The 22,896-nt window shown below is 70.3% G+C and carries 22 protein-coding genes and 2 pseudogenes; 8 read left to right on the forward strand and 16 right to left on the reverse strand.

Annotated features, from left to right (window positions below):
- Positions 1-78 precede the first annotated feature (78 nt).
- From IE273_RS39090 to IE273_RS39105, 4 genes are all read left to right on the forward strand, one after another.
- Positions 79-939 (forward strand): TIGR03620 family F420-dependent LLM class oxidoreductase, encoded by an 861-nt coding sequence (locus IE273_RS39090; protein ID WP_189819887.1) that lies wholly within the window; start codon positions 79-81, stop codon positions 937-939.
- Positions 940-1,067: 128 nt separating this feature from the next.
- Entirely contained in the window at positions 1,068-1,466 is a 399-nt protein-coding gene (locus IE273_RS39095) for a MarR family winged helix-turn-helix transcriptional regulator (RefSeq protein WP_189819926.1), read from the forward strand.
- Between the two features lie 100 nt (positions 1,467-1,566).
- Entirely contained in the window at positions 1,567-2,589 is a 1,023-nt protein-coding gene (locus IE273_RS39100) for an LLM class flavin-dependent oxidoreductase (protein WP_189819888.1), read from the forward strand.
- Positions 2,590-2,865: 276 nt separating this feature from the next.
- Complete coding sequence (locus IE273_RS39105) at positions 2,866-4,476, forward strand: hypothetical protein (RefSeq protein ID WP_229888006.1); 1,611 nt, start codon at positions 2,866-2,868, stop codon at positions 4,474-4,476.
- A 79-nt stretch (positions 4,477-4,555) separates the two neighbouring features.
- Here IE273_RS39105 and IE273_RS39110 read toward each other — a convergent pair whose 3' ends face one another.
- The 5 genes from IE273_RS39110 to IE273_RS39130 all read right to left on the reverse strand — a co-directional run bounded on the left by IE273_RS39110 (position 4,556) and on the right by IE273_RS39130 (position 10,406).
- On the reverse strand, positions 4,556-5,209 hold the full coding sequence (locus IE273_RS39110; protein WP_189819889.1) for a YceI family protein: 654 nt from the start codon (positions 5,207-5,209) through the stop codon (positions 4,556-4,558).
- A gap of 224 nt (positions 5,210-5,433) precedes the next feature.
- A complete protein-coding gene (locus IE273_RS39115; protein WP_189819890.1) occupies positions 5,434-6,348 on the reverse strand; it encodes a YceI family protein in 915 nt (304 codons plus the stop codon).
- Between the two features lie 718 nt (positions 6,349-7,066).
- Positions 7,067-7,903, reverse strand: a complete 837-nt coding sequence (locus IE273_RS39120) for an ABC transporter permease subunit (RefSeq protein WP_229888008.1) — start codon at positions 7,901-7,903, stop codon at positions 7,067-7,069.
- Complete coding sequence (locus IE273_RS39125) at positions 7,900-9,462, reverse strand: ABC transporter permease subunit (protein ID WP_189819891.1); 1,563 nt, start codon at positions 9,460-9,462, stop codon at positions 7,900-7,902. The genes IE273_RS39120 and IE273_RS39125 overlap by 4 nt, the downstream gene beginning before the upstream one ends.
- On the reverse strand, positions 9,459-10,406 hold the full coding sequence (locus IE273_RS39130; protein ID WP_189819892.1) for an ABC transporter ATP-binding protein: 948 nt from the start codon (positions 10,404-10,406) through the stop codon (positions 9,459-9,461). Before IE273_RS39130 ends, IE273_RS39125 begins: the two co-directional genes overlap by 4 nt.
- Before the next feature lie 119 nt (positions 10,407-10,525).
- On the opposite strand from IE273_RS39130, the gene IE273_RS39135 reads away from it, so the two are divergent.
- Together IE273_RS39135 and IE273_RS39140 are read left to right on the forward strand one after the other, a co-directional pair.
- Complete coding sequence (locus IE273_RS39135; protein ID WP_229888009.1) at positions 10,526-11,785, forward strand: sensor histidine kinase; 1,260 nt, start codon at positions 10,526-10,528, stop codon at positions 11,783-11,785.
- Entirely contained in the window at positions 11,782-12,459 is a 678-nt protein-coding gene (locus IE273_RS39140) for a response regulator transcription factor (protein WP_189819893.1), read from the forward strand. Before IE273_RS39135 ends, IE273_RS39140 begins: the two co-directional genes overlap by 4 nt.
- A gap of 70 nt (positions 12,460-12,529) precedes the next feature.
- Here IE273_RS39140 and IE273_RS39145 read toward each other — a convergent pair.
- A pseudogene (locus tag IE273_RS39145) lies at positions 12,530-13,033 on the reverse strand (ATP-binding protein); the annotation flags it as partial.
- A 629-nt stretch (positions 13,034-13,662) separates the two neighbouring features.
- Here IE273_RS39145 and IE273_RS39150 point away from each other — a divergent pair.
- The gene (locus IE273_RS39150; protein WP_444545934.1) at positions 13,663-13,920 is read left to right on the forward strand and encodes a hypothetical protein; all 258 of its coding nucleotides are present in this window, start codon (positions 13,663-13,665) and stop codon (positions 13,918-13,920) included.
- 495 nt (positions 13,921-14,415) lie between these two features.
- Here the strand turns inward: IE273_RS39150 and IE273_RS39155 are convergent, their stop codons facing one another.
- The 3 genes from IE273_RS39155 to IE273_RS39170 all read right to left on the reverse strand — a co-directional run bounded on the left by IE273_RS39155 (position 14,416) and on the right by IE273_RS39170 (position 16,998).
- Entirely contained in the window at positions 14,416-16,119 is a 1,704-nt protein-coding gene (locus IE273_RS39155; protein ID WP_229888010.1) for a sialidase family protein, read from the reverse strand.
- A gap of 133 nt (positions 16,120-16,252) precedes the next feature.
- Positions 16,253-16,615, reverse strand: coding sequence for a hypothetical protein (locus IE273_RS44235; RefSeq protein WP_229888011.1), 363 nt, complete (start codon positions 16,613-16,615; stop codon positions 16,253-16,255).
- 107 nt (positions 16,616-16,722) lie between these two features.
- Entirely contained in the window at positions 16,723-16,998 is a 276-nt protein-coding gene (locus IE273_RS39170; RefSeq protein WP_189819895.1) for a hypothetical protein, read from the reverse strand.
- 551 nt (positions 16,999-17,549) lie between these two features.
- Between IE273_RS39170 and IE273_RS39175 the strand changes: the two genes are divergently transcribed.
- Positions 17,550-18,080, forward strand: coding sequence for a GNAT family N-acetyltransferase (locus IE273_RS39175; RefSeq protein WP_189819896.1), 531 nt, complete (start codon positions 17,550-17,552; stop codon positions 18,078-18,080).
- Between the two features lie 217 nt (positions 18,081-18,297).
- Here the strand turns inward: IE273_RS39175 and IE273_RS39180 are convergent, their stop codons facing one another.
- From IE273_RS39180 to IE273_RS39210, 7 genes and pseudogenes are all read right to left on the reverse strand, one after another.
- On the reverse strand, positions 18,298-18,855 hold the full coding sequence (locus IE273_RS39180; RefSeq protein WP_189819932.1) for a DUF3291 domain-containing protein: 558 nt from the start codon (positions 18,853-18,855) through the stop codon (positions 18,298-18,300).
- Between the two features lie 177 nt (positions 18,856-19,032).
- Positions 19,033-19,248 (reverse strand): annotated as a pseudogene (locus tag IE273_RS39185) (mycothiol transferase); the annotation flags it as partial.
- 111 nt (positions 19,249-19,359) lie between these two features.
- Positions 19,360-20,640: an ergothioneine biosynthesis glutamate--cysteine ligase EgtA gene (gene egtA, locus IE273_RS39190; RefSeq protein WP_189819897.1), complete on the reverse strand. Its 1,281-nt coding sequence runs from the start codon at positions 20,638-20,640 to the stop codon at positions 19,360-19,362.
- Between the two features lie 264 nt (positions 20,641-20,904).
- A complete protein-coding gene (locus IE273_RS39195; RefSeq protein WP_189819898.1) occupies positions 20,905-21,720 on the reverse strand; it encodes a DUF427 domain-containing protein in 816 nt (271 codons plus the stop codon).
- Between the two features lie 25 nt (positions 21,721-21,745).
- Complete coding sequence (locus IE273_RS39200; RefSeq protein ID WP_189819899.1) at positions 21,746-21,967, reverse strand: hypothetical protein; 222 nt, start codon at positions 21,965-21,967, stop codon at positions 21,746-21,748.
- Positions 21,964-22,287 (reverse strand): hypothetical protein, encoded by a 324-nt coding sequence (locus IE273_RS39205; protein WP_189819900.1) that lies wholly within the window; start codon positions 22,285-22,287, stop codon positions 21,964-21,966. The genes IE273_RS39200 and IE273_RS39205 overlap by 4 nt, the downstream gene beginning before the upstream one ends.
- A 182-nt stretch (positions 22,288-22,469) precedes the next feature.
- Positions 22,470-22,856: a nuclear transport factor 2 family protein gene (locus IE273_RS39210; RefSeq protein ID WP_189819901.1), complete on the reverse strand. Its 387-nt coding sequence runs from the start codon at positions 22,854-22,856 to the stop codon at positions 22,470-22,472.
- Between the last annotated feature and the right edge of the window lie 40 nt (positions 22,857-22,896).

The following is a 22,896-nucleotide window of genomic DNA, read 5'->3' on the forward strand; positions in this document are numbered from 1 at the left end:
GAAATCTTCATCGACGGCGGCGCCAACCAAGTCTGACCACCACCAACGCACCCACCCCCGTACCGGAGGAACACCGTCATGCACATCGGCACCACAGGCATCTGGAGTCCGGAACTGCGCCTGCACGGCGACAGCGGAGAGATCGCCGACGCCGCGGCCGAGCTCGATTCCCACGGCTGGGGAGCCCTGTGGATCCCCGGTCTCGGCGGGGGTGACATCCTCGGCGACACCGAACGGCTCCTGGCCGCCACCAGGAACACCACGGTCGCGACCGGCGTGCTGAGCATCTGGCGCCACCCCGCCGAGGAGATGGCCGCCGGGCACGCCCGGCTCCGCAAGGAGTACGGCCACCGCGTCCTCCTCGGCCTCGGCGTCAGCGACGCCGCAGCCGCCCAGCACGCCGGCGGGACGTACCGTCCCCTGGCCGCCCTCGGCACCTACCTCGACCGTCTCGACCAAGCCCCCGAGCCGGTACCCGCCGACGAGCGACTCGTAGCCGCCATGGGCCCCAAGCTCACCGAGCTCGCCGCCCGTCGCAGCGCCGGCACCCATCCCTTCCTCGTCACCCCCGACTTCACCGCCGGCGCACGGGCCGTCCTCGGACCCGGCCCCCTCCTCGCGCCCTACCAGGCCGTCGTCGTCGATCCCCGTCCGGACAGCGCCCGGGCCACCGCGCGGGGGTTCCTCGCCCCCTTCATCGGCATGGGGCACTACGCGAAGAGTCTGCTGCGCCAGGGCTTCTCGGAGGACGACCTCGCGGGCGGCGGCAGCGACCGCCTCATCGACTCCGTCGTCGCCTGGGGCAGCGTCGACGCCGTCGACGAGCGCGTCAAGGCACACCTCGACGCGGGCGCCACCCACGTCGCCCTCCACGCCATCAGCGCCGACCCGGGACTGCCGCGGGCACAGTGGCGGGAGCTCACACCTCTGGCCCGCTGACCGGCCGCCGACGCGGAACGCCGCGAAAGGTGACTGAAGCGTCAACCTTTTCCTATCATGGTCCCATGACTGAAGAACCCCGTTGGCTCTCCCCTGACGAGGGACGAGCATGGCGCGGACTCCTGCGCATGCACGATCTTCTGGTCAATCAAGCCGGCCGGTCCATGCAAAGCGAATTCGGGCTGTCCGCGACCGACTACACCGTACTCGCCGAGCTCACCCGCGCCCCGGACGACCACCTGCGCGTGATGGAGCTCGCCAAGGTACTGGGGTGGGAGAAGAGCAGGGTGTCGCACCACCTGTCGCGCATGGTCAAGCGCGGTCTCCTCACGCGTGAGGACTGCGCCGACGACGGGCGGGGGGCCTACGTCACGGTCACCGCGACCGGCCGCGCGGCCATAGAGGCAGCCGCGCCGCGGCACGTCGAAGACGTCCGCCGTCTGTTCCTCGACCACCTCACGCCCGGCCAGATCGTTCTGCTGGCGGAGATCACCGACACGGTCATCGAGAAGATCAGCCCGCAATAGCGCCGGTGCACGGGGCGTGCGAGGCACCGCTCGGGTGACCTCGTTCCCGGTGCTCCGCGCACACGCGGAATGAACCGAGCCCCTCATCGTTGAAGGAAACATGAAAAAGATCGGGTTCCTGTCCTTCGGGCACTGGACGCCGTCACCGCACTCCCAGACCCGCTCCGCGTCGGACTCCCTGCTCCAGGCGATCGACCTCGCGGTCGCGGCGGAGGAGCTGGGAGCCGACGGCGCCTACTTCCGGGTCCACCACTTCGCGCGGCAGCACGCCTCCCCCTTCCCGCTGCTCGCGGCCATCGGCGCACGCACCACCCGGATCGAGATCGGCACCGGTGTGATCGACATGCGCTACGAGAACCCCTTGTACATGGCCGAGGACGCCGGGGCCGCGGACCTCATCTCCGGAGGCCGCCTGCAACTGGGCATCAGCCGGGGCTCCCCGGAGCAGGCGATCGACGGCTGGCGGTACTTCGGTTACCGGCCGCCGAAGGACGGCACCGACGCCGACATGGCACGCGCGCACACGGAGACCCTGCTCGACGTGCTCAAGGGCGAGGGCATAGCGCAGCCCAACCCCAGTCCCATGTTCGCCAACCCGCCGGGGCTGCTGCGCGTAGAGCCGTACTCCGAGGGCCTGCGCGACCGCATCTGGTGGGGGTCCGGCTCCAACGCGACCGCGGTGTGGGCCGCCGAGCTGGGGATGAACCTCCAGAGCTCGACGCTCAAGGACGACGAGAGCGGCGAACCGCTGCACGTCCAGCAGCGCAAGCAGATCGAGGCGTACCGGGAGGCGTGGCGGGCCGCGGGCCACACCCGCGAGCCACGGGTGTCGGTCAGCCGCAGCATCTTCGCGCTCGTCGACGACCGGGACCGCGCCTACTTCGGCCAGGAGCGCGCCTCGAAGGACCAGATCGGCTACATCGACCCCGACACCCGCAGCATCTTCGGCCGGTCCTACGCCGCCGAGCCCGACGTACTTGTCAAACAGCTCGCACAGGACGAGGCCGTCGCCGCCGCCGACACCCTGCTGCTCACCGTGCCCAACCAGCTCGGCGTCGACTACAACGCGCACGTCATCGACAGCATTCTGACCCATGTGGCACCGGAACTCGGCTGGCGCTGACACCCGAGAGGGGTGACGGACCGGTGCGGGGTCATCGGTTCCGGGGCGGGTGAGCGCGTGGCGGGCCGCCGCGGGGGCCACCGGCCCCGGGAGCGGGTGAGCGCCGGCCGGCCGGCCCGTCACCGCGGACCGGACGGACAGGCCGGCCGCCGGACCGCCTCGTCCGTGTCGCGGGAGGGACCTCCGGGGCCGACACGGGGGCTCTTCCTTCCAGTTCCTGTTGCTCCCCTGTGATGAGTCGCCCCGAGTCGATCGGCGGTCTGAGACGATTCCGTCATGTGCGCAGCCCAAAGACCCCCAGAGGACCCCTCGCTCCGGCTGACCGTGTCGGCGCGTGAGCGCATCCGAGCCGTTGTTTTCGACGCCAACGCCTACGGCGTAGCCCGACCGAACGTGCAGCAGCTCACTAGGCTTGCCGGCCGCCTCGCCGGCATCGGCATCGAGACCTGGGTACCCGAGCCCGTGGCCTGGGAGTGGGCGGAGCACGTCTCCCGCGACTGGGAAGCCGTCAAGAACGCCGCCAGGCAGGAGCGCGACCGGATGAACCGGGCCGGCATCCCGGTCGCTGTGCCCACGCCGCCGTACGACAGCAGAGAAGCTGTCATCGACGCGGTTCTGGCCAACTTGAGTGCGATACCGCATGTGAGGATCGTCGAGCTGACGGGCGGCAGCGCTGTCGAAGGTCTGAAGGACCAGGTCCTTCAACGCAAGCCGGCCAAGACCAAGGGTGGCACCCCGGAGAAACCCGGATCCGCGGTCAAGACGGGAGCAAGCGACAGCGCGTGGCTGCGCGACGTACTGGACCTCGCCCCGCCGGAGAAGATCCTCATCGTCGGAGCGGACAAGGACATCGACGCGGCGTTCAAGGCATGGGGCAGGCCCATGCCGCTGATACGCACGCTGGACAAACTGCGGGCGACCTTGTTCGACGTCACCGTGGACGACGGACACGCGCAAGCGGCCATCGCTCGCCACCTCGTGAGCCGGCTGCCCGCAAACACCTTCGACAGTGACGGCACGGGCTTCGACATCGGCCACATCACGGGGTTGGAATCCGCGATCACCCACAGCACCGACGGTGACGGCAGCAGCCTCAGCGTCTACGGAGCCAGCGTGACGCGCCTGTTGGCCCTCGCCGGAGTGGGCGAGGTGAGCATCGGGGACGACGTGTCCGACGACTCCGCTCGGAAGGAGCCGGCGCACACGCGGCGCCCCGACGACCTCGGATCCGCCGATCACGTGACCGCCTACGCCACGGCCTACTTCCTGGCGGAGGGCGAAGCGACGGTACAGACGCTGTACAACGGCGGTGATCCGGAAGTGTCGGTCCTGCACTACGACAACATCCTGGTCCGGGCTGAGCTCAGCTTCCACTTCACCGACGGGTTGATCACCGCTGTGGAGGCCGAGGCCGAGGCCGAGGCCACGCTGATCAAGAGCGCCTACGACGACGACAGCGACGCCCTTCACCGGCTGGATGAGGCGCTGACCTGGGTGCCGGGCCTCGAACTCGAAGTGGCGCCGCTCCTCTCCTCGGATTCCTCAGAACTCTCCACCCGGATCCAAGGAGTCCCGAGTCGGGTCAGTACCACGCTGACTCCCAGGGACGGCGCCTGGGAGCTGGAGCTTGCCATCGAGCATGACGGAGCCGATGACAGCCTCGACCTGCTGGAGGTGAGCTGCGACTACGACTCGGGCCCCTGGTGGGGCGGCCACCGCGACGGCGTCCAAGGGCCTGACGCCTACCAGGTGGGGGTTTCAGGACCCGATGTCCTGGGATCCCACGGCCTCTGGACGGTTCCGGCATGGATCATCAGCAGAATCGACTGGGAGGCCTTCGAAGCATCAAGGTCCCCGCAGCAGCCGAACTCCGAGCATGATGACTGAGCGGCTTGAGTGTGGTCGCAGGCTCAAAAAGGGGGGTCTACGAGCCGGCCGATGGGCCGGACGGCACACCGGCGCTCCTCTATGACGCAGACCGGATCGCGGAGATGTCGAACTGTAGTCGGACCTTCTCGCTCACCATGGTGCCGCCCGTCTTGAGGCGCTGGTTGTAGGCCAGACCCCATTCGGTGCGGTCGATGGTGGTGGTGCCGTCGAAGCCGGCTCGCTCGTAGCCGAACGGATCCAGGACCGACCCGAGGTAGTCGAGTTGCAGGTGGACGGGCCGGGTGATGTCGCGGATGGTCAGGTCCCCGGTCATACGGAAGCTCCCACCGCCTTCGTGGCTGGTGGAGGTGGAGCGGAAGATCATTTCCGGGTAGCGACGCGCGTCGAAGAAGTCGGGGCCGACGATGTGCGCGTCCCTTTGCTCCACGCCCGTGTCGACGCTGGCGACCCGGACGACGAGCTCGGCCCGCGACTCGGAGGGCCGGGCTCCGTCGAGGTACAACGTGCTGTCGTAGTCGGTGAAAGCCCCCCGGACCGTGGTCACCATGGCGTGCCTGACGGAGAATCCGACGCGGCTGTGGGAGCGGTCGATGGTCCACAGCCCGGTCAGTGCCTGAAATGCCGGGTCGAGCGGGACACTTCGGGGCTCGTCCGCCGTTTCGGAGGTGCCGGTGCCGACAGCCGTGGTCGGGTCGATGACAGCGCTCTGGCGGCGACTGAAGATTCCCATGTTCGTGAGCCCTTTCCATCGGACCGCTCCGTGCTATCACGGCTTCGCCGGCACTGCCCGGCGAGATGGGTGGTCTCGTCCGGTCTCCATGCGGTCCACTGCGAAGCTGTACAAGATCAGCATGATGTGGGGTGCGCTGCCGGACGGGCCGCGTCAGCACACCGTGAACCCCTGGGAGACCTCTGTCGGACCGCAGTCCGCGTCATGCGTCTCCCTGTGCGGTCCTACTTCGGCGGCGTGGGCGTGTCGTGGGTGTGGTACATCGCCTGTACGTCCAGCTCCAGTTGGACGGTCGGGCCGACGACGGCGATGCCACGGGCCAGCATGGAGCGCCAGTTGAGTGTGAAGTCCTCCCGGTGGAGCTCCGCCTTCGCGAGGGCCGCGCAGCGCAGTTCCTGCTCGTAGCCTCCGTTGACCGTACCGAGGTAGGTCGTGTCGAGTCCGACGGAACGGCTGGTGCCGTGCATGGTGAGTGTGCCGTGCAGGGTCCACTTGGAGCCGCCACGGTAAGCGAATCGGGTGCTGGTGAAGTCGATGTAGGGGAAGCGTTCGACGTCCAGGAAATCGGCGGAACGAAGGTGATTGTCACGCGTGTTGTTGCCGGTGGAGATGCTGGAGGCGTCGATGCGCACCGAAACGTGTGAGTCGGTCATGTTCGGTGCGACACGGATCCCGCCCTCGAAACGGGTGAAGCGCCCGTGGACGTGGGCCATGCCCACGTGCTTGGCTATGAACCGGATGGCGGTGTGCGGAGGGTCGAACAGCCAGGTTCCGGCTGTCGGGAGTTCCAGCTGCCGGGCGGGTTCGAGCGCGATGTGCCTCGGGGGCAGCGCCACCCCGGGGGCGATGTCCAGTTCCTCGCGGGCGGGTGACAGACCCTCGGCCACGGTCAGCACGCTGTAGGAGCCCGGTGACAGTGTCGCCATGAAGTAACCGTGGGGATCCGTGGTGCCCCGCGTGGCCACCCGGTGGCTGTCGCGCGCGGTCACCGTGACCTCGGCTCCGCCCATGGGCTGCCCCGTGGGATCTACGACCATGAGGCCGAACGCCCCGGCACCGGACGGCAGGGGGACCGAGAGGCTTGGCACGGCACCAGAGGCGCCGCGGGAATGCCGACGTCGGAGCAACCTGAGAGCCATTGAGTTCACCTTTCTCCACATGCGTTGCCGTCACACGGCCCGCTCAGCTGCTCGCGTTCGCGGTCGCCAAGAATCGCCTACGGCAGAGGGACGGGCGCGAAGCGAACAGTTCATTGGCGATCATAGAGCCGTCCATGCACAGGCTTCTGGCCACTGAATCGAGGCTGCTCAACCCCCTGCGGGTGGATGCGGGGTCACCAATCAGTGCTCCCACCGGCCATATCACGGCCCTCGGCTTCATCTCTTTGCGGCAAAGCTGTGGTGAAGGGCACAGAAGGGAAACGCGATGTTCACAAGCAGTCTGCGGTTTCACCACGGACCCGACACGAGGGAGAGGCGGTATTCCGACGCTGCGCTGTTCCTGCCCGCGTCTCCATCGGCACTTTGCTCGGTGCACAGCGCGGCGACCGCAGCAGACGCACCGTACCGCCGAGTCATCGGCAGCGAGGGCAAGATCCGGACATGTGCGCTGGGGTAGCTACGGCAGAGGGACAAGTAGCTCGGAGTGAGCGGGGTCGGTGGTCCACTGGTCTGCTCCAGGGCCAAGGCGCCGGCTACGGGGAGATCAGCGTCAAGACCGGCATCCCAAGACCTCCCCGCACCGCTACCTGAAGGGGGAGCGGTGCAGAGAGCCGGGGTGGTCGTCGCCTACCTGCTATCGGTCCGTTCCAGCGTCGTCGGGCCCGAAGCCACCGCGCTCGCGGTCGGCTCGATTCGGCTACGCGTCGCGCCTGTGCAGCAGCAGGCTGCCGACCAGCAGCGCAGCCGCGGCCCACGCCGCGAGCACGCCCAGGCCGGCCCACGGGCCGATGGGCAACTCGTGCAGATGGACGGTGGCTTGGACCGCGAGTCCGGCGGTCATGGGCGAGATCTGCTGGAGGTGGCGCTGCCACTCCGGGTCGTTGACCACCTGGGTGACGACCGGGAAGAGGTAGAGCAGCCCGAGCACGATCCCGATGGCGGTCGCCGCCTCCCGTACCGCCGTCGCCACGCCGAGGCCGAGCAGGGCGATCAGGACGAGGTAGAGGACCGAGCCGACGGCCGCGCGCAGGGTCGGGCCGTCGGCCAGGGACAGCGGGGCATAGCCGTGCGCCTCGGTGAATCCGTTGCCGGGCAGGATGGAGCGGCCGACGAGGAGGGAGGCCAGGACGGCAGCCGTCCCGGAGGCCAGGATGACCGTGGTGAGGACCGTCGCCTTGGTGGTGAGGACGGTGATCCGGTTCGGCACCGCCGTGAGCGTGGTGTGGATCATCCCGGTGCCGTACTCGCCGCTGACGGCCAGCACCGCGAAGACGGCGATGACCGCCTGCCCCACGGTGACGCCGGTCAGGGCGAGCTTGACGGCGTCCTGGCCGCACCCCGCGTCCGGGCACTTCACGGCCTTGGCGGTGCCGCCGCCGACGGCCACGGTCAGCCCGACGGCGAGCAGGAGCAACCTGCCCATTTCCCCCGCGGTGCGCAGCTTCGTCCACTCCGCGCGCAGGGCGCGGCCGAAGTCCCCTCGCCACGCGCCGTTCGCCGTGCTCGTGAGTCGTGCACCGCTCAGGACACTCATACGTCCCTCCCGCGCAGCCGCACCACGGCCAGACCGAAGGCGAGCGCCGCGTATCCGCACAGGACGGCGAGGCCGGCCCAGGGCGCCAGCGGGTAGTAGCCGGTCGACGGCTCGTACACGCTGAGCACCTGCGCGTACCGCGGCAGGGTCTGCTGGATGGCGAAGCCCGCAGCCGGGGTCACCCGCAGCAGCCACTCCGAGGCGCCCGGGGGCAGTACGCCGGAGGTGGCAAGCAGGAAGGGCAGCACGATCGACGCGATGACCAGGGCGACAGCCGCGCCGCTGCGCCGCAGCAGGGCACCGACGCCGAGAGCGAGCACGGCGGCGGCCACGCAGAGCAGGCCGGTGCCGACCATGACGCGCACGTCGGTCGCCGACGTGACGGGGAAGACATGGAAGCCCCTGCCGCGCGCACTGTGTTCCCCGATGGGAATGGTGATCGCGGCGGCCACCAGGCCGATGGCGCACGCGACGCCCCCTGCCACCAGCGCCTTGGCACCAAGCACCCGGCCCCGCGGGGGAGTTGCCGCCACGGTGGTACGCAGCAGACCGCGCCGGTACTCGCCGGTGATGAACACCGTGCCCACGGCGATCACCACGATCAGCCCGGCGAAGGTGCCGACGAGGAAGTTCTCGACGGAGAATCCGACGCCCATGACGGGCCCGCCGACGACCGGTGCGATGTCACCGGCCCCGGTCACGGTGAACCCGCCGCCGTCGGTCTGGGTGAAGCCGCCCTTGGTGGTGTTCGTGTAGCTGCCGGAGGTGCCCGCGTCGCCGCCCACCTGTGTGCCGCTCCACGCGCCCTGGGACCAGCCGCCGGTGAGGACAGGGCGGTCGAAGGTGCCGGTGGCCACGGCGGGGCTGAAGCCCGTGCCCGCCGCGGTGTCCTGCTTCGCCTCCGGCGACGTCGCGAAGAGCCCGGCCCGCACGGTGCGCGCAAGCCCCGGCAGCTGCGCAGAGCCGACCTTGGTCCAGTGGGAGCCGTCGGTGGAGGTGGAACCGGTGAGACTGTCACCGGAGCGGACCAGGCGCAGCCAGCGCGGGGACTCCTGGGAGACCTGGCCGGAAGGGCCCGCCGTGTCGTGCGTGTAGTCGTACTGCATGCGCACGCCGTGGCCGCCGGTGGCCATGACCGCCGCGTACGGGGATCCCTGGGTGAGGCTTTCCTTCACGATGATCCCGGCCTTCGCCCAGGGCTGGGCGCCCTGGGCCGTCTTGCCGGTCCCGGCGTCGACCACGCCGGCCAGCGACCGCAGGGGAACGGTGAGGGTACCTTCGCCGGTGAGCGTCTTGTGGACGAAGTAGAAGCTGTCGTTGACGGCCTCGCCGCCGGGGCCCTCCGGGTACGAGGCGGAGTCGGCGCCTCGACCGCCGGGGGCGGGGGCGGCCGTGCCGAGCAGACCGACCACGATCGTCACCAGGAGCGCCCCCGCCATGGCGAGGACCCAGCCGCGTACCGTACGGAACTTCGTCCACTCGGCGTGCAGCGTCCTGAGGAACCCGCCCCGCTCAGCGCGCCTCGTGGCCGGGGGGCGAGGGGTGAGGGTGGCGGTCATCGCGTGGCCTCCCCCGCCGGGATGCCCCGATACTCCACCGCGTCCCGGGTGAGCTCCATGTACGCCTCTTCGAGCGTCGCCCGGTACGCGGACACCTGGGAGAACGGCACCCCGTTCCGGGCGAGCAGGGCCACGATCTCCTCGTCGGGCAGGCCCGTGACGCCGAGGGTGTCGGGGCCGGTGGCGAGAACTGTGGCGCCCGCGCCGTGCAGCACCTGGCCGGCGCGCGGAAGCGCGGAGGTACGCAGAGTGACCCGGCCACCGGACGCCTCGGCAAGCAGCTCGGACACGGAGGTGTCCGCGACGACCCGGCCGCGGCCGATCACTACGAGATGGTCCGCGGTGTCTTCGAGTTCGCTCATCAGGTGACTGGAGACCAGGACGGCGCGGCCCTGCCGTGCCAGCGACGACAGGAAGCCGCGCATCCACACGATGCCGTCGGGGTCGAGGCCGTTGAACGGCTCGTCCAGCATGACGACCGGCGGGTCACCGAGCAGCGCCGCCGCGATCCCCAGGCGCTGGCGCATGCCCAGAGAGAAGCCGCCGGCCTTGCGCCGAGCCGCCGGGCCCAGGCCGACCTGATCGATGACCTCATCCACCCGCCGGGCCGGCACGCCCTGTGAGTGAGCCAGCCACAGCAGGTGGTTACGGGCGGTGCGGCTCGGCTGCAGCGCGGAGGCGTCGAGCAGCGCCCCCAGATGCCGAAGCGGGCGACGCAGGGTGCGGTACGGCACCCCGTCGACCAGGGCCTCTCCCTCCTCAGCCGCGTCAAGGCCCAGGATCACGCGCATGGTGGTGGACTTGCCCGCGCCGTTCGGGCCGACGAAGCCGGTCACCCGTCCGGGCCGCACGGTGAACGTCATCCCGTCCAGAGCCAGCTGTGGCCCGAAACGTTTACGCAGACCGATGACCTCGATCGTCGCCTTCGTACTCTCATCGCTCATGGGCCCCACCCTGCGACGGAGCGGGTTACAGGGACCGAACGGCCGCTGTCATGTCGCTGTTAGGCGCCTCGGCTTAGCCTGGCCTGGTACGTGTCCTGGTGCGGTGGCGAGGGGGGAGCATGCGGATGGAATGGGGTCCGCCCCGACGGCTCGCGGGCCTGACCGCCCGGCTCAGCCTGCGCCGTGGCACTGCCCGCACCCGCTTCACCGCCTTGTACGTGACTCTGTTCCTGCTGTCGGGGACGGCGCTGCTCGCCATCGCAGCCGTGGTGGCGTCCGGAGGATCGAGGGACAGCCAGACCGCCCCCGACGGCGGCACCGATCAGCCCGCCACGGCGGCACAGGCCCAAGGCCGCATCGACGACCTGGAGCAGCAGCTGGCCCAGGCGCACGCCACCCAGTCCCAGCAGATCCTGATCGGCTCCGCCATCGCCCTCGGCGTCATGGCGGTGATCTCGGTCGGCCTCGGCTGGTTCGTCGCCGGCCGGGTGCTGCGCCCGCTGCGCGTGATGACAGCGGCCACCCGCCGGATCACCGCCGACAGCCTGCACGAACGCCTGGCCATCGGCGGCCCCGGCGACGAGGTGAAAGACCTCGCCGACACCATCGACGACCTCCTCGGCCGCCTGGAGGGCTCCTTCGACGCCCAGCGCCTCTTCGTCGCCAACGCCTCCCACGAGCTGCGCACCCCACTCACCACGATGCGGGCCTCCCTGGACGTGGCTCTCGCCAAGCCGGGCCCAGTACCCGAGACCACGGCCACGCTGGCCGCCCGGATGCGCGCCGAACTCGACCGGGTGGACCGCCTGCTGGAGAGCTTCCTCGTCCTGGCTCGCACCCAGCACGGCGAATTCACCGACTCGGCGCCCCTCGCCCTCGGCCAAATCGCGCTGACCGCCCTGACCGGACGGGCGAAGGACATCGCGGCCAAGGGCCTGACCGTGCGCGAAAACCGGATCGACGACTCCGCGTGGGTGTGGGGCAGCCAGACGCTGCTGCATCGCATGGCCGACAACGTGGTCGACAACGCGATCGCACACAACGAACCCGGGGGCTGGATCAGCGTCGCTGTACGGGCCGAAGGAGACCCCGCGGACACAGTGTCCCTCGTCGTCGAGTCCAGCGGACCGGTCCTCAGCCAGCGGCGGGTGGCGGACCTCGCGCAGCCTTTCCGCCGCCTTGGCGCCGACCGGACCGGCACCGGCCAGGGCAGCGGCCTCGGCCTCTCCATCGTCGCGGCCATCACCCAGGCCCACCACGGCACCCTGGAACTGCGCGCCCGCCCCGACGGCGGCCTGCGCGTCACCATCACCCTCCCGCGTACGGACGGCAGGGCGACGGCGCAAGCCCCCGGCACGGAGACGGGCGTGACGCGTTGAGAGTCCTGGTGGTCGAGGACGCCCGCCCCCTCGCCGAAGTCATCGCCGAGGGACTGCGCGACCAGGGCATGGCCGTGGACATGGCCCATGACGGGCTCGACGCCGCGGCCAAGCTGGACGTCAACGCGTACGACGTCGTCGTACTCGACCGCGACCTGCCAGGCATCCACGGCGACACCCTCTGCCAGATGATCACCGAGCGGGACGGCCGCGTGATGGTCCTGATGCTGACCGCCGCCGACTCACCCGGCGACCGCGTCAGCGGCCTGACCCTGGGCGCCGACGACTACCTCGCCAAGCCCTTCCACTTTCCCGAACTCGTCCTGCGCATCCGCGCCCTGGCCCGCCGCCGCCCCGCCGCCCGGTCCCGCACCCTGAACGCGGCGGGCATCGAACTCGACCCGATGCGTCGCACCGCCAGCCGCGACGGCCACCAACTCGACCTCTCTGTCAAGGAATTCGCGGTACTCGAAGCCCTCCTGAACGCGAGCCCCGCTTTCCTCAGCGCGGAGGACCTCCTCGAACAGGTCTGGGACGAACACGCCGACCCGTTCACCAACACCGTCACGGTGACCATCAGCCGCCTGCGCCGCAAACTCGGCGACCCCCCGGTCATCGCCACCACACCCGGCGTGGGGTATCGGATCATCGACCCAGCCGTACCACCCGACTGAGCAGCCGCCAGGCCCAGCGGCCCGCGAGCGGAGGCCGTGCTCAGTGCACCCGACTCCAGTCATCTGCGCAGCAGGCGATGTCCGGGGCGTTGTCCATGGCACCGATCAGCGCCTTGTGCAGGTCGGTGACCGAGTAGACCGGGGCCCACGCCTGGCCGGCGCACTCCGGGTCGACAGGGCAGGGCAGCAGGATGTCGAAGCCGAAGTCGCCCTGGCCGTCGACGTCGTCGCGGTACGCCAGGGTGAGGTACTGCTGTCCGAGGCGGATCTCCGCGAGGCGGTCCCGGCCGGTCACCAGGTCCGAGCCGGGCCGCCAGCGCCACAGCGGCAGGATCTCCGGGCCGAAGAAGCGGCGGACCAGCAGCAGATCGCCCAAGCCGGTGCCGCCGTCGCGCCCGAGTTCGGCCTCCCGGGCCTGCGAGAGCCGCTTCAGGAACGGCTCCAGGCGGTACAGGGCGTCGGCGAACACGATGATGTCGAAGCCTTCGGCGGCCAGCCGCTGGTGCGAGTGGACCATCGCCTGGTGCTGGGCGCGGACGACGTCCTCGGGCACGCGCCGGTTGTCCGGCCGCGGGCCTGACGTCGTCCGGGCCCCGGCAGGCCAGGACGGAGTCTTCGCAGCTCAGTGGCTATGAGTCGGCACCGTAAATCGCGACATGTATGGCGCAAGGGATATCGGCTGGCTTCACTCGTCCGTGCTCACCGGCCGAGTCGGCGGAGCGGAGCCAGGCGAGAGCAGCCGGTCAGAAATTCGCGTGTCCTCTTGGTGAGGCCGTGCGAGCATCGGCAGGTGATCGACGATGAGGAGCTGTTTGCCGCCGACCTGATCGGAAGGCGACTGCTGAAAGTGACCACGGCTTGGCATCACACGCCCTCGACCGGCTTGTCTCTGCGAGCCGACCAGCCGCATGGACCGTACTCGATGGAGGTGCACGGAAAAGGGATGCGGCCGTGTTGCCGAAGGAAGCCGGTGAGCCGGGTGGACCCCGGACTTCGGCGTCGAACAGCGTCATTCGCAGCACGGGCCACGCCTCCCGCCTCCGACGATGCAGCCGCGTGGTGTCCATCTCGCTGCGTTAACTGTTGGCTCGTGTGCCCGTCTGTGATGTCAACGTGCAACTGGCGGTTTCCCGTTCGACCCGAAGGACCGAGCCGTGCCCGACCGACCTGAGATCGGTCTGCATCTGCGGCTCTACCCGGTTCGTGGACGAGATGCGTGCGGCGAACCGTGATCTGACCTTCGCAGGTGTCATCGTCGTCGCGCCCGGCGAGGCAGACGAGTTGATCACCAACGAGCAGAAGATCGCGCTGGACGCTCTCCATCTGCGCAAGATCGACCTGGCTGACCGGGTTCTGGTCGTCAACCCGGGCGGGTATATCGGCAAGTCCACGAGCAGGGAGATCGCATACGCCCACGCCATCGGCAAGCCGATCTCGTTCACCGATCCCTCTGACCAGTAGACGCTTCGTGGTGCGCGCGGGCAACGAGTCTCGGCGTCCCGCTTCGCGTTTGCGGTCCACCGTGTGGCGTTGCTGATGCCCGCGCCGGTGAGGTCGGCGAGGACGGATGCCGGCAGGTCGGAGGCCAGGGCAAGACGGGCGCTGTTGCGGCTGGCGAGGCCTTCGAAGCCATGACGTCGGAGCAGTAGGCCGAGGTATTCGGACCGAATGGGTCGCGCGGGTTCCCGGCCGGGGAAGAGCCACGGTGTTGTGCTGGCTGTCTGGTTGGCAGTCCAGCGCCCCGCGCTTACTTTCCGCTGTTCAAGCAGCAGTTGATCGACTCTGGGCGGCAAACGCAGGCTGTGTCCATCGATGCTGAGTTCCACGGTGCCGCCGCTGACGATCACGTCGTGGATGGTGAGGCTGAGAAGCCGCGTGCAGGGAAATCCGAAGAGCAGTACCAGGGCTCCGACGGTGCGGACGATGCCGCGGGCCGGCCGACGGCGTCCGCGTCGGTCAGCGGGGGGTGCGGAGACTGCTGGTGTACACGTCCGTGCGGTTCTGTGGTGCGCCGGAGTGGGTCTCGGTGAGCACCGCCCGTACTCCCTTGCCGTCTGCCACCAGGCCTTGGTAGTCGCCGAGGAAGTAGCCCCCGGCGAACGGCGCTTGCAGCCAGTCGAAGATCCGCGAGATCCGTCGTTCGGTCCGGAGCCTCGGGTTTCCGTGCCGGAGCGTGGCCAGTTGGTAGGCGGTGGGCAGGGTGGTGGTGTTGTCGGGCTTGAGGAAGCGCAGGTCGTAGTAGGTGAGCGCGACCGTGCCCCGCTCGGCGACCGCGATCGACGGTGAGAAGGCCGGAACGCCCTTGGGGCTGATCAGCTCCGGGGTCCCCCAGGTGTGTCCGCCGTCGGTGGACCGCACAAGCTGGACGGAGTCGAACTTTCCACCGGAGAAGTCCGAGCCCTCGTAAGCCATGTACAGCGTGCCTGTCTTGGGGTCGACGGCCGGGCTCGGCAGGGTGGCCGCGGCGCGCAGCGGTGTGGCGGGGTCGTTCGGGTCGACCTCCGGTACGGAGGTGTCCCGGGCCACGGTGACCGGCGCGCTCCAGGTATCTCCGGCGTCGGTCGAGGTGACCACCTGGTAGCGGGCTTCGACGACGGTGCTCAGGTCGTCGGCGTAGGTGATCCGGTCGAAGAAGTCGTACAGGGTGCCGGTGCGCCGGTCGGCGACGATCAGATGGCCGATGGTCTGGGTGTTGGGCACGCCACTGGTGTCGACGAACGGCCGGGCCTTGCTCCAGGTGCGACCGCCGTCGCGGGTGAGGGAGATGTAGCCGGGGCCGTCGAGGGAACCGGGGCCGGGCGGGTCGTTGTCGAGGCGGTTCCAGACCTGGTAGGCGGTGCCCTTGCGGATCGGGTCGGCGGTGAGTGAGGGCTTGTCGTTGAAGAACGGCTGCTCGTCGACGTGCGTGGTGGTGAGGTTTCGCCAAGTCCGGCCGCCGTCACGGGACGTGACTGCCAGGAGGGCGCTGCGCGTGCTCTTCGTGAAGTCGACGCCCTCCCCGCCGGCGTAGACCGTGCCGTCCGGTCCGGTGCTCACCCAGGGGTCGGAGGCCCGTTCGTAGTCCGCGCCGCCGGGGGCGCACAGACTGAACGGCAGTGTGCTCCGGTGGAATGTGCGGCCGTCCGTGGTCCAGCCGGCCGCCAGGCCACGGGCGCCGCCGTCGTTCCAGCGGTCCTGCTGGAACACGGTGACCACGCGCTTGGGGTCGCGCGGATCGACGGACAGATACGGCTCCACCTCGGTGGCCGGGTAGACGATGCTGTCGGGGGACCTCGCTCCGATGGTGCACTTCGCGTACGGGTCGCCGTGGGACACCTTGACCAGTGGTGTGCCGTCGGGGTTCCGGTCTGCTGCGGCGGGAGTCGCGCCGGTGACCGTGACGAGCAGGAGCGCGGCGGTGGTGACGGCGGTCAGGGGCAGGAAGACGCGCATGCGGGATCTCCTCCGGGCCTGTCGGCCGGGGTACGGGGCCGCCGTCATCGGGGCGGCCTGGGGCACGGAGGCGTACCGGAACGCGAGGGTGGGCGACTCCGCTTGGTCCTCTTCGGCGTTGCGGCCGGTGCCCTTGATGGGCCGAACGACGGAGTCATCCCCGGGGTCGTCGAGGAGCACGGCGGAGCCGACCGGCGGGTGCACCGTGCCGGCCGGCTCCTTGGTCATGCTGTTACGGCACCGTCTCGTAGGTCCCCGGAGAGGGCCGTGGGCCGCGTGCCGGTCGGCGATGCCGGCGGGTGATCAATAGCAGCTGGGAACCCCGTCGGCCGGACTGGTTGCCCAGCCGTGCGCCGGCCGGTCAAGTGATCGCCGGCGTGGTCCCGTCAGGCAGCGCGCATGCGTGACGGACGTAGGGGCGTGAAACGATCTGTTCGCCGGCGGCCGTGCGGTCGTCTCGGGAGATGTTCGGGGACGAGGCGGCCCCGGCGCTGACAGCGCCGACGGCGCTCACGCCGGCAAGGGCTGTCGCGGCCAGGGCGAGGCCCAGGATTCCGCGCATGCGCACGAGGCCCGCGAGGCGAGGCTGGGCGCCGCCCGGGCGGTGGCTGCCCGGGCCCCGGAGAAGCATGACGTCACCGACCTCGACCGGCCCATCGGTACGCCGCGTGTGCGTCGGCAGGAGCGGGGCGACGTCGATGTCCTTGGCGTCGAGACCGCCCACCGGGGTCGCGTTGGGTCCGGGCAGGCCGGGGGTTGGGGAGACGGCCGTACCTGCCTCCTACCAGTGCCTCCGGCCGATGCCGGCGGGCGGCTGCCGCACGCGGTCCTCTAACGCGGTTCGTGGGCCGCCGCCCGGCAGGCACCGGTCGCGGCGCCGCCCGCCACTCCTGCCCCGGTCAGCCCGGTCACACAACCCTGTAGGTCTCCGACCACACCACGGCCGCAGGCCGCTGTGACGGAGTCGGAAGCGGTGGCACCGGCCAGTTCGGCCATCTGTGTGCAGGCGGGGATGTCCGCCCGGACCACGGGAGCGGCGAGGACCGCACCGCCGAGGGTGAGGATCAGGCCGGAGAGGGCACCGGCGGTACGGGTCGACGTGCGCATGGGACGCACCTGCCTTCCGGGTTGGTCGCGCCGACCTGGCCCCTGCGGGACGGATCCACGCGGTAAGGCCGCCTGGCGACGCTCGGTGCTGCCCCGGCCGGCGGGCTCACAGACTGACCACACGATGCTGCGCCGCGTCCATTGAGCGGCACCGGGACATGGTCGCCAGGCCGAAGGAGAGGGCCCCGGACCGGATGAGACGCACTCGGACCTCCCTCTTCTCGCGGGCCCCTCACTCCAGCGTCGCACCCTCTCCCCCGCCCGTCCTGGGCACCCGGGGGATGCCACGCCGAGTGACTGCCCTTGCGCGAAGCGCGGTGGCCGGCCCGTCCGGTCGACCAGGTGGTTCGGACGGGCCGGCGTCCCGCCCGGCCCGTCCCCTGCACACCGCCCAGGGCCGTGAGGGTGAGTGCATCCGCTACGGACCAGCGGGGTGTAGCTGATCTGGGGTGTTGCGACAAACCGTTGACCAGCCCGGGGTGTTGCGTTGGGCGGTGCTCGGTCGGGATATTCGCTGGTCGCCGCTTGTCGATGGTGGTCATACTGCCGCGATGGATCCTGTGACTCTTGAGACCGACCGTCTGGTGCTGCGGGCCTTCACAGCTGCCGACGTGGACGCGGTGTACGAAGCGTGCCAGGACGAGGACATCCAGTTCTACACCCCGGTGCCCGTGCCGTACCGGCGTGCGGACGCGGAGGAGCTCGTCGGCGAGAAGCTGCCCGCTCAGTGGGCCGAGGACAGGGACTACACCCTCGGCGCGTTCCGCAAGGACACCGGTGCCCTGGTGGGCTCGTACTGCCTGACCCTCGTCAGCCGTGGCGTCTGGGAGCTCGGTTACTGGGCGGTCAAGGAGCAGCGCGGACGTGGGTACTCGGTGGAGGCCGCTCGCGCCCTGTGCGACTGGGGCTGGACCACCCTCGACGTCCACCGCATCGAGTGGTGGGCCATGGCCGGGAACACCGGCTCGCGAGCCGTCGCCGAGAGACTCGGTTTCACCTTCGAGGGGACACTGCGCAATCGCGGCGTCGCCAACGATGGCAAGCCGCACGACTGGTGGGTGGGCGGACTGCTGAGGCCCTGATGCTCGTGAGGCTCAGGCCGGTGCTACGCCGGCTGCGTCGGCTCTTCTGCGGGACGTTCGAGGGCGTCTTCGGGGGTGCCGGCGAAGCCGTGGTGCTCGCGAGGTAGGGGGCGAAGCACCGGGTACCGGCGGATCCGCCGCCGTAGCGCAGACGCGTCTGTTCGCCGTCGTTCGATCGAGGCGTTCGACAGCGAACCCAGTCGTTCAGGCTTCCTCGTCAGAGGACCTGGTCGCTCTGCGGCCCGATGTCTTTGGTCCTGGTCGGCGTTCCGTCCGGGGCGAACGAGTGGTGGAAGGTGAAGGTGTGCGGCGCGGGGCCGTGGTCGTGGAGGTGTTCCAGCCTGGAAACCCCGTCCTGCCAGGTGGGTACCACGCCGTCGGAGACCCACCAGATCACGTGGTTCGGGTGCCCTGTCCTCTCGAACCAGTCGTAACGCCTGTTCAGCGCCGCACGGTGCAGACCGGTGTAGACGGCGTCGAAGGCGGGGCGCAGGTCGGTCCAGAGCGAGAGGGTCGCGGCCAGGGCGGTGGTTTCCACCGTACGGCCCTTGTTGTACCAAGTCGGCACGGCGAACTCTCCCCATGCACCCCAGTCCGCCTCGAAGAGCACGCCCCGGTCACCGTCTGCCGCTTCAGCACGCGCGAGGTATCCGGGGTGCTGGCTGATCTTCCGGTAGACGGCCTCACCCGTGTCGTAGAACTCGCGCGTGACAGGTGCGGGATCGGCGAGAGGTGACTTCAGGACGCCGAATGTGTACAGAGCAAGATGGGGCATGCGTCTCTCCCTGGTGGGGGTGCCTGGTGTGGGCCCGGTTCGGTGGCCGAGCCTGAAGGAACTCCTGTGCGACCGTGGGTGATTGCCGGAGACCAGGTGAAGGTAGCTGCCTCCGCGGGCGATGTCGAAGTTGCGTTTTTCCTGGCCGAATGGCCTACGGCCACGACACGCCGCGCAGCCGTCGGGGTTGCTCTCCCCGGAGACCGGCGGCACGTCCTGGCTCGCGAGAACACGTTGGAACCAGTTGCGCTCCACTTCAGCCATGTGCTGAACGAGGCCGAGCAGCGTCATCGGCGAGGGTGACGCTGCCGCAAGCCGTAGTTGGTCATCCTTGAGGCCCGGACACTTCAGGGCGAGAGTCGCGCGGTGAAAGTCCAACCACGCTTCCAGCATGGCGCGCTCGCCGGCGTGCGTGAACTTCACCGAAGGCCGACGGCCATCTCGCGGTGAAGCAGCCCATCGCCCGGGGCCCCGCGCGGGACGTCGGCGCATCCGCGTACTCGGTCATCGGCACAGCGGACGCTCCACGGCCGTGGTCCCGGTCAGCACGTCGTCGGCCGGGCTGCGGCCACGGCGGACGTAGCGGTCGGCGTAGGCCGCGACGGCGTCCATGACCCTGGTGCTCGCCCCCAGCCGGGGCAGGGCGTCCAGTGCCGCGGCGAAACAGGTCACGGCGGCACGCTTCAGGTCCGGGTCGGCAAGCCCGTGGCGCGCCGCGTCCCTCCACAGGGGATTGTGCGGCGCCGGGGTCCCGGCGGCCCGCTCGGCCAGGGGCTCCACCGCCCTGTTCGCGATCGTGGCGGCGCCCGGGTCGTCGAACAGGGCCGTGACCACCGCGAGCGGCACGATCCATCCGTCGTCGCCGGGCTGCGCGTCGATCATGCGCAGTTCCAGGTGTCCCCGTGGCCTGACGGGCGGAAACAGCGTGGTGATGTGGTAGTCCAGGTCCGCGTGGGTCGGGGGGCGCATGGTGCGCGAGCGGGTCCATTCGCGGAAGCTCAGGCCGTCCGGCACCTCCCAGGGGCCGTTGCGCCGTACGCACATCACGGGTGCGTCGAGGACCCGCCGGACCCAGGCGCGGCGCGGGTCGTGGGCCAGGGAGGGGCCGCCGGACCGCCCCGGGTCGAGTTCCGTCCACATCAGCTGCCGTGTCGACAGCCAGCCTGTGGACCGGCCTCCGGCCATGGGCGAGTTCGCGAACGCCGCGACCAGGACCGCGCCCAGGTGGTGTGCCAGCCACCAGCGGCGCGCGAATCCCATGACGCCGGGTTCCTCGCGTCCGGCGTCGAGGCACACCTGTACGGAGGCCGAGGTGCACATCAGGGTTCGCCCGGCCGGGCCGGTGCGGTCCAGGCAGGCCTCCATGGCGTCGTAGCGGGGTTCCCGCAGGAACCGGCGAGGCGGACTCCAGGGGTCCACGCCCATGCCGACCAGTGTCAGGCCGTGCTCGTGCAGCGCGGTGCGCACGGCCTCCAGGTCGGCCGAGACTTCCGAGACGCACTCGGTCAGCGAGGGGGCGGGCCGGGAGCTCAGCTCCACCTGACCGCCGGGCTCGACGCTCAGACCGGACGCCAGCGGCAGAGTGCGCAGTACGGCGTGGACCGCTTCCAGCCGTTCCCGGGCCACCGGGTCGTGCGGCGCACGCGCCTGGTGGACAAGCCATTCCACCTCGACCCCGACGCTGCGCGGCGGGCCGGTCCTGAAGCAGGTGGCCTCGATCAGCGCCTCCGCCTCCTGTTCGGTGACGGCGGGGCCGTCGACGCCGCACTCCGGTGAAACGACCATCCGGGAGCCTCCTGAGCCGCCTCGGGGCCGTCGGGGACCCGACGTCCGGTACGCGTACCGCTGCGCCTGCTGCAAGAGTCCGCCGTCAGGCCCTGCCATGACAAGGGCGCGCTTCCGGACGAGTGGGGGTCGGTGATCCGCAACGGATGACTCGGACGGCGCCGGGCCGGCCTCGGCGTCTCCCTTCTCCGGTCGTCGCGCTGCGGCCGTCGGCCCGGACCGCCGTCTCCGTCGGGACGGACGGACACGGCGGTTCCGGTGCCGTCATGCGTGCGGTCGCCCCGTGAGCGCCCCGGTGAAGTGTGTGACGGGGCGTTCCTGGCGTTCGCCGTCGACGGTGATGTCGACGGCCTCGTTGTAGAAGGCGAGGAGTCCCTCGACCGGGCCGACCGCGGGCAGCGGGTCCGGATAGCTCCAGACGATGTTCGCGGGGATGTCCGACTCGCCGCGCCAGGACCAGTACTCCGCTGTGCCCTTGTAGGGGCAGGCGGTGTGGTGGTCGGTGGGTTCGAACAGATCGAGGCGGACGTCCTCGCGCGGGATGTAGTAACGCGTGGGCAGGCCGGTCTCGAACAACAGCACGGGGCGGTGGGTGTCGGCGACGACCGTGCCGTCGATCTCGACCACGAGGTGGCGGCTGCTCGGGAGGGCGTCCACGCGTTTGTGCGGGTCGCGGGGGTGGACGAAGATCTCTTCCTCCTCCTCGTACCAGTGGTCGAGGCCCCGGCCGGCACGCCGGAACCATGCGAAGGCGATGTGGTCGGCGAGGTCGGCGGCCGGGAGGGTCCAGGCGGCGTTCTCCAGCAGCTCGCCGTCGATGTCGAGGTCGTAGAAGATCCGCGAGCCGGTGTGCGTGCCCGTCGGGGGGTTCTTCGCGGGGCGGAGCAGGTCCTCGCGGACCTCGGCGCGCGGGAAGGCGTACAGCGGGACGGGGACACCCGGCTCCCAGACCAGGACGGGGTGCCGGCTGTCGACGACCGTCACCTCGCCCTTGCGGCCGCGTACCCAGCGCTCGCTGGGTTCCCACAGGAGGCCTTCCGGGGTGCTCCGCACGGCTTGTGCGGTGGGGAAGGTGGTCATGAGCGGTTCTCCTCCGGCCGCCGTCTCACGCGGTGACGTCGGCGACGTAGGGACGGTTCTCGCGCCAAGCCGCCGGTTGCCCGGGGCGGCCGAACACGCGCAGGTACTCCTCGACGTTACCGCCGGCCCGTTCCCACACCGAGACGGGTGCGGAGTCGGAGCCGTCCGGGTCGGCGAACGCCGGCAGCGGTTCCACGACCGTGTCCAGGCTCGGGTGGACGAAGACCGCGGAGGAGCGCCGGGTCACCGAGCCGCCGGCCACCACGCGGTGCCGTCGGGGCGCCGGCCCTGGAGCCCCGCGTAGTCGCCCTCCTGGCGGAGCACCGTGAGCGCGGAGCTGTCGGCGTGCTCCAGGAGCAGCAGCTTCTCCTCGTCCTGGACGCCCGGGTACGGCCACTTGGGACAGTTGTTGACGACCAGCGTCGTGTAGACGTCGTCACCGAGCGGGAAGGTCCGCGCGGGGGACGTCCAGCACGCGCCCGTACAGGCCGAGAACGCGGCGGGCGACGCCCACGAAGGCGTCGTGATGTGGGCGGGCAGCCGCAGCCGCTCCGTCGGCCTGCACATCCACCGCATCCGCCGCGACCTCGGCCCGCGGGCCGCGGCTCTCCTGACGACGGAACGAGGCGTCGGCTTCCGCCTGCGCTCGACGGCGACACCGGCCGAGAGCGGCTGACGGCACTGGTCCCGGTCGCCGGCCCCGCCCTGTGGACGCACGGGAGGTGTGGAGCAACCTCCGGGACTCGCGGTCACACGGTGCCGGGCGGGATGGGTGTGGCCTGGTGGTAGTACATCTGCCAGGTCGCGTCCGCACCTTGCTTGCGCCAGAGCGAACTGCGCCGTGCCCGGTTTCCCTCCAGCGTGGTCTCGTAGGTGAGGTGCACCAGTCCGGGGGCCAGCAGGACACCGGTGAACTCCGAGGGCTCGTAGCGTGGACCGCCTTCTGCCGCACCGTCCGTCTCGGGCAGCGCGGCAAGCGTCTCGTCATACGTCCACCGCCGCCCCGAAGCGCCGACCTCCACGAAGTCCGGGTCCAGGAGTTGCCGGGCAAGCGAACGTGACGCGCGCACCTCGGGGTCCATGAGGCGCAGCTCACCCGCGATCGCTTCGCGTACCTCATCTGTCTCTCGGCTCATGCGGGCATCTTCGCCGAGGGGGCCAGGCCCATCGCAACCG

Origin of the sequence: Streptomyces olivaceoviridis, assembly GCF_014650115.1 — a bacterium.
Classification (GTDB): domain Bacteria; phylum Actinomycetota; class Actinomycetes; order Streptomycetales; family Streptomycetaceae; genus Streptomyces; species Streptomyces olivaceoviridis.

Excerpts from the sequence above, each read along its gene's own strand:
- IE273_RS39110 (WP_189819889.1), bottom strand. The coding sequence starts at position 5,209 with ATGGGAATCTTCAGTCGCCGCCAGAGCGCTGTCATCGACCCGACCACG.
- IE273_RS39095 (WP_189819926.1), top strand. The coding sequence starts at position 1,068 with ATGCACGATCTTCTGGTCAATCAAGCCGGCCGGTCCATGCAAAGCGAA.
- IE273_RS39210 (WP_189819901.1), bottom strand. The coding sequence starts at position 22,856 with ATGAGCCGAGAGACAGATGAGGTACGCGAAGCGATCGCGGGTGAGCTG.
- IE273_RS39115 (WP_189819890.1), bottom strand. The coding sequence starts at position 6,348 with ATGGCTCTCAGGTTGCTCCGACGTCGGCATTCCCGCGGCGCCTCTGGT.
- IE273_RS39130 (WP_189819892.1), bottom strand. The coding sequence starts at position 10,406 with ATGAGCGATGAGAGTACGAAGGCGACGATCGAGGTCATCGGTCTGCGT.
- IE273_RS39205 (WP_189819900.1), bottom strand. The coding sequence starts at position 22,287 with ATGTGCAGGCCGACGGAGCGGCTGCGGCTGCCCGCCCACATCACGACG.
- IE273_RS39155 (WP_229888010.1), bottom strand. The coding sequence starts at position 16,119 with ATGACCAAGGAGCCGGCCGGCACGGTGCACCCGCCGGTCGGCTCCGCC.
- IE273_RS39090 (WP_189819887.1), top strand. The coding sequence starts at position 79 with ATGCACATCGGCACCACAGGCATCTGGAGTCCGGAACTGCGCCTGCAC.
- IE273_RS39105 (WP_229888006.1), top strand. The coding sequence starts at position 2,866 with ATGTGCGCAGCCCAAAGACCCCCAGAGGACCCCTCGCTCCGGCTGACC.
- IE273_RS39170 (WP_189819895.1), bottom strand. The coding sequence starts at position 16,998 with ATGCGCACGTCGACCCGTACCGCCGGTGCCCTCTCCGGCCTGATCCTC.
- IE273_RS39100 (WP_189819888.1), top strand. The coding sequence starts at position 1,567 with ATGAAAAAGATCGGGTTCCTGTCCTTCGGGCACTGGACGCCGTCACCG.
- IE273_RS39195 (WP_189819898.1), bottom strand. The coding sequence starts at position 21,720 with ATGACCACCTTCCCCACCGCACAAGCCGTGCGGAGCACCCCGGAAGGC.
- IE273_RS39135 (WP_229888009.1), top strand. The coding sequence starts at position 10,526 with ATGCGGATGGAATGGGGTCCGCCCCGACGGCTCGCGGGCCTGACCGCC.
- egtA (WP_189819897.1), bottom strand. The coding sequence starts at position 20,640 with ATGGTCGTTTCACCGGAGTGCGGCGTCGACGGCCCCGCCGTCACCGAA.
- IE273_RS39120 (WP_229888008.1), bottom strand. The coding sequence starts at position 7,903 with ATGAGTGTCCTGAGCGGTGCACGACTCACGAGCACGGCGAACGGCGCG.
- IE273_RS39180 (WP_189819932.1), bottom strand. The coding sequence starts at position 18,855 with ATGCCCCATCTTGCTCTGTACACATTCGGCGTCCTGAAGTCACCTCTC.
- IE273_RS39175 (WP_189819896.1), top strand. The coding sequence starts at position 17,550 with ATGGATCCTGTGACTCTTGAGACCGACCGTCTGGTGCTGCGGGCCTTC.
- IE273_RS39125 (WP_189819891.1), bottom strand. The coding sequence starts at position 9,462 with ATGACCGCCACCCTCACCCCTCGCCCCCCGGCCACGAGGCGCGCTGAG.